The following is a 3,644-nucleotide window of genomic DNA, read 5'->3' as shown; positions in this document are numbered from 1 at the left end:
TAGGGGAATGGCTATCTATAGAAAGTGAAGATAGGACATGTATATCTTATCTATTAACGATAGTGGGTTTTATCGTTTTCAATCAAAAAATAGATACGCCGGAAATGATTGGTATGGCCATGATTATTTGTGGCGTAATCGTGATGAATGTTTTTTCTAAATAGCTTGCATAACAGAACCAAGATGGCAGCGACTTGATTTGGATGATCTTCAGCCAGATTTTCAGTGAAGGTGCTGCAATATGGTCGGTGAAAATAACCTTGAAATAACGCTGACAGAGCGAGTTATGAATAAATAAAGCTCGACAAGTATCATCAAACGCTATACTGTAGACTCCGCTAAGAAACATTTTCTGATTTACATCCTACATTTCGCCGTTTTATTCGTAATACCTCGTCCTGCAGTTTTTAAGTTCCAGTCTAAATTTCCATGCAATTCAAGCCTCTTTGAAGGCGTTATCTTATTAATTTTCAGGATTCTATTATGTCTAATACAACTACAGGAACCGTTAAGTGGTTCAATGAAGCGAAAGGTTTTGGTTTTATCGAGCAAGCATCTGGCCCAGATGTTTTTGCCCACTTCAGTGCGATTGTAAGCTCAGGCTTTAAAACGCTGATGGAAGGTCAAAAAGTTGAATTTACAGTGACAACTGGTCAGAAAGGACCACAAGCAGAGAATATTGTTGCTGTATAAACAATAGCTCTCGCTATTTAAAAGGCAAGTCTTTCGGGACTTGCCTTTTTTTTTGCCTGCTGAACAGACATAATCAATGCGGTCAGATACGCTTGAATTTAATCCGTTTTAATTTCATGACAAAAGCGAGATAAATGATAGGGGCGAGTATCCTTTTTGTAGTGTTAGCTGCTTTTTTCTGGGGCTTAGCCGGTGGTATCGGCGCTATGCTGATGGCCGATGGATGGGGACCCTTTGTGGTGTCATTTTACCGGGCTGCGATTGGACTGCTTTTTGTTTTTGTCTGGCTGAGTCTTCGCCCTCGGAATAGTGGACTGACTAGTTTTAAAGTATGGTTCTGGTCTGCGGTTGCCGGTCTGGGATTTGCTGGTAACTTTTCGTTCTACTTTCTCAGTATTTCTCATGGAAGCATCGCGGTCGCGGCTACATTGATGTACTGCGCGCCGGTTTTTGTCTATCTGGTGTCATTTGCATTAAAGCTTGAACGTCCCACCGCCACGAAGTGGGGTGCGATTGTATTGGTCATGGTGGGCATCGGCTTTCTTACCCAAATTCATGATATTGAGGCCAGTGGTCTTTCTTTCATCAGCGTGGGGGCCGGATTACTGGCAGGCCTGTCTTATGCCTTATTTATTTTCGGGTTCAAGTATGCCGTTCCACATGGCAGCCCGCCGGCAATTCTTTCAATTGCATTTCTGGTAGCGGCGATCGCTCTGATCTGGCCTGCTACTGCTGAGCAATTGCTTGAAGTGACCCGCTCTGAAAAGTGGCCATTATTTCTATCTCTAGGGGTGTTCGGTGCGGGGATATCCTTCGTTTTTTATATTATCGGCCTGAAAAATACGTTGCCGTCTATAGCTTCAGTGGTGGCAATGGTTGAACCGGTTACCGCATCCTTATTCGGCTTTGTGTTTTTAAACGAAAACCTGATTGCACCGCAAGTTTTGGGGATGGGGCTGATATTAATTGCAGTGACCACACTGAGCATAAAGACAAATTACGGACCTTCATCTTCGAAACATACGAATAGCTAAAAAGTATTCTGGTTAAGGATTTGCTGCTACGTCGGGTGATGACTCTAACGTGTTAAGGCGTCCTCATCGTTATCATGAGGATTCATAAAATCCGTTTTGGGTTGTGTGTCGGGGCCATCAAGCAATGCGCCGGCGCGTTCCGGAAGAACACGTTGATCCGAATGATTGCCCAATTGTTCATAACCCACAGATAAGTGGTCGAACAGTTCTTTATACGAGCCGGCCATGTTTTTGAACACGGTGGCTGTCTTATCGTAGTGATCATGCACTTTCTGCTGATACGCTTCCAACTCGAGTTGTTTCTGAGCCAGTTCGGTTTCGTGCTGTTCCTGAACGTCTTTTAATTGTGCTGTACCGCCCGGTGCCTGACGGCGTCCAAAAGCGAAACCGATTAAAGCGGCAAAGATCACGGCAAGCGTAAAGAGAGTCCAGATTGTGGTAGCGGTCATGTGTCATTCCGTTTTTGGTTAATAGGTCTAGTCTAGCGAGGCTACTACTTCATGACAATGTATTTTCAATCATGTTCCGGTTCCATTCTGGATGACCTTCATGAGCAATTAACAAATTGTGTCTGTCTATGAATACCGTAGAATAGGCTAAGACAAGACTTAAAAGGATAAATGATGATTGATACCAAGAAAATCGAGGAAGTAGTTCAAAGTATCACCAATGCTTTACCACCGGGTTTGGTGCAAATGCAGGAAGATGCTGAGAAGAATATTCGTACAGCATTAACGGCCACATTCAATAAGCTGGATTTGGTGACACGTGAAGAATATGATGTGCAAACGCAAGTACTGCATCGTACCCGTGAAAAGCTGGAAGCGCTGGAAATACGCGTAACAGAACTGGAACAAAATAAATAAGAGAACATTTATGTCTGAATTTAATGGTGTCACGGTCACTCGTGAAGCAAGCGTGTACTTCGATGGTAAGGTGACCAGTCGCAAGGTGACATTTACTGATGGAAGTTATAAAACACTGGGTATTATGATGCCTGGTGAGTATACATTCGGTACTGAAAAGGCCGAGTTAATGGAAATTATGGCGGGTAAATTAAGTTATTGTCTTAAAGGCGATACCCAGTGGCATGATATCCAGGCGGGTGAATCGTTCAATGTGCCTGCTGACTCATCGTTTGATATCAAAATTTTTGAGCTGGTGGATTATTGCTGCACTTATCTGGGCTGAATTAAGTTCAAATCAGATTTGTAAAAAAGGCGCCAGAGGCGCCTTTTTTAGTTATGAAAACCGGAAAGTGAGTAGCCTTAGCTATCACTGTCGTCGGTATAGCCTTCACGAAATTCAACCGCTGTGTTTTTCGGCTGTTTGTTGAGCACCATGCTGTTACCGGCTATGGCGATTTTGAAACTGTTATCCGTGACGTCTGAGACGGTATAAAGGGTTTGATCCAGCGATAAAGTATTGCCGTTGAGTACAGTCAGGCTGTCATCGGTTTGATAAATATAAGTCATATCATCTTCAAAGTAGGTAACTAACTCAGAAAATGTTTCCAGTCCCTTATCAGTCTGTGTGAATGTAAGGGCAAAAGTGTATTTTCCCTGATTGCCAATCCAGGTGGAATCAACCAGCATTTCTCTGTCTACTGCTCGGCTTAAGGTGAGCGATTCGGAAACCAGATTACCAGTCTCCGTCACCTTTAGCGTTTGGTTCGGTAAAATTTCATCATTAACTAAAGTGATGGATTGATTACCAGCATTGTATTTATACTCGGTCGTGATTTCATTGGAATCAGTGATGATGTGTAGCTCGCCGTCAGGACGAAACTCAAAGTTTGTAACACCCTCCGGATCGGTATAGCGACCCTCAAAGTGGTCACTGCCACAGGCCGTGAGAAATAGGGGCACAAGAAGAGCGAAAAGGTAGAGGAAGTTTTTCATGCGGTTGTGTTCCTTA

6 protein-coding genes are annotated in these 3,644 nt (G+C 43.4%); 4 read left to right on the top strand and 2 right to left on the bottom strand.

All coding sequences use genetic code 11. The features are described 5' to 3' along the window. The first annotated feature begins 483 nt into the window (after nt 1–483). Together ACTF5U_RS12285 and ACTF5U_RS12280 are read left to right on the top strand one after the other, a co-directional pair. The gene (locus ACTF5U_RS12285) at nt 484–693 is read left to right on the top strand and encodes a cold-shock protein (protein WP_008291689.1); all 210 of its coding nucleotides are present in this window, start codon (nt 484–486) and stop codon (nt 691–693) included. A gap of 134 nt (nt 694–827) precedes the next feature. Further along, nucleotides 828–1,727, top strand: a complete 900-nt coding sequence (locus tag ACTF5U_RS12280; protein ID WP_438971922.1) for an EamA family transporter — start codon at nt 828–830, stop codon at nt 1,725–1,727. A gap of 44 nt (nt 1,728–1,771) precedes the next feature. Here the strand turns inward: ACTF5U_RS12280 and ACTF5U_RS12275 are convergent, their stop codons facing one another. Continuing rightward, nucleotides 1,772–2,176: a YhcB family protein gene (locus ACTF5U_RS12275; protein ID WP_438971921.1), complete on the bottom strand. Its 405-nt coding sequence runs from the start codon at nt 2,174–2,176 to the stop codon at nt 1,772–1,774. A 174-nt stretch (nt 2,177–2,350) separates the two neighbouring features. Between ACTF5U_RS12275 and ubiK the strand changes: the two genes are divergently transcribed. Continuing rightward, nucleotides 2,351–2,593: a ubiquinone biosynthesis accessory factor UbiK gene (ubiK, locus tag ACTF5U_RS12270; RefSeq protein ID WP_438971923.1), complete on the top strand. Its 243-nt coding sequence runs from the start codon at nt 2,351–2,353 to the stop codon at nt 2,591–2,593. Nucleotides 2,594–2,603: 10 nt separating this feature from the next. Next, complete coding sequence (locus ACTF5U_RS12265) at nt 2,604–2,918, top strand: pyrimidine/purine nucleoside phosphorylase (RefSeq protein ID WP_438971920.1); 315 nt, start codon at nt 2,604–2,606, stop codon at nt 2,916–2,918. A gap of 77 nt (nt 2,919–2,995) precedes the next feature. Here ACTF5U_RS12265 and ACTF5U_RS12260 read toward each other — a convergent pair. After that, the coding region (locus ACTF5U_RS12260) for a hypothetical protein (RefSeq protein WP_438971919.1) at nt 2,996–3,644 on the bottom strand (649 nt) is incomplete at its 5' end.

It is taken from the genome of Methylophaga sp. (assembly GCF_965655755.1).
Taxonomy (GTDB): Bacteria; Pseudomonadota; Gammaproteobacteria; order Nitrosococcales; family Methylophagaceae; genus Methylophaga.
This window is presented reverse-complemented; position numbering and strand designations above follow the sequence as displayed.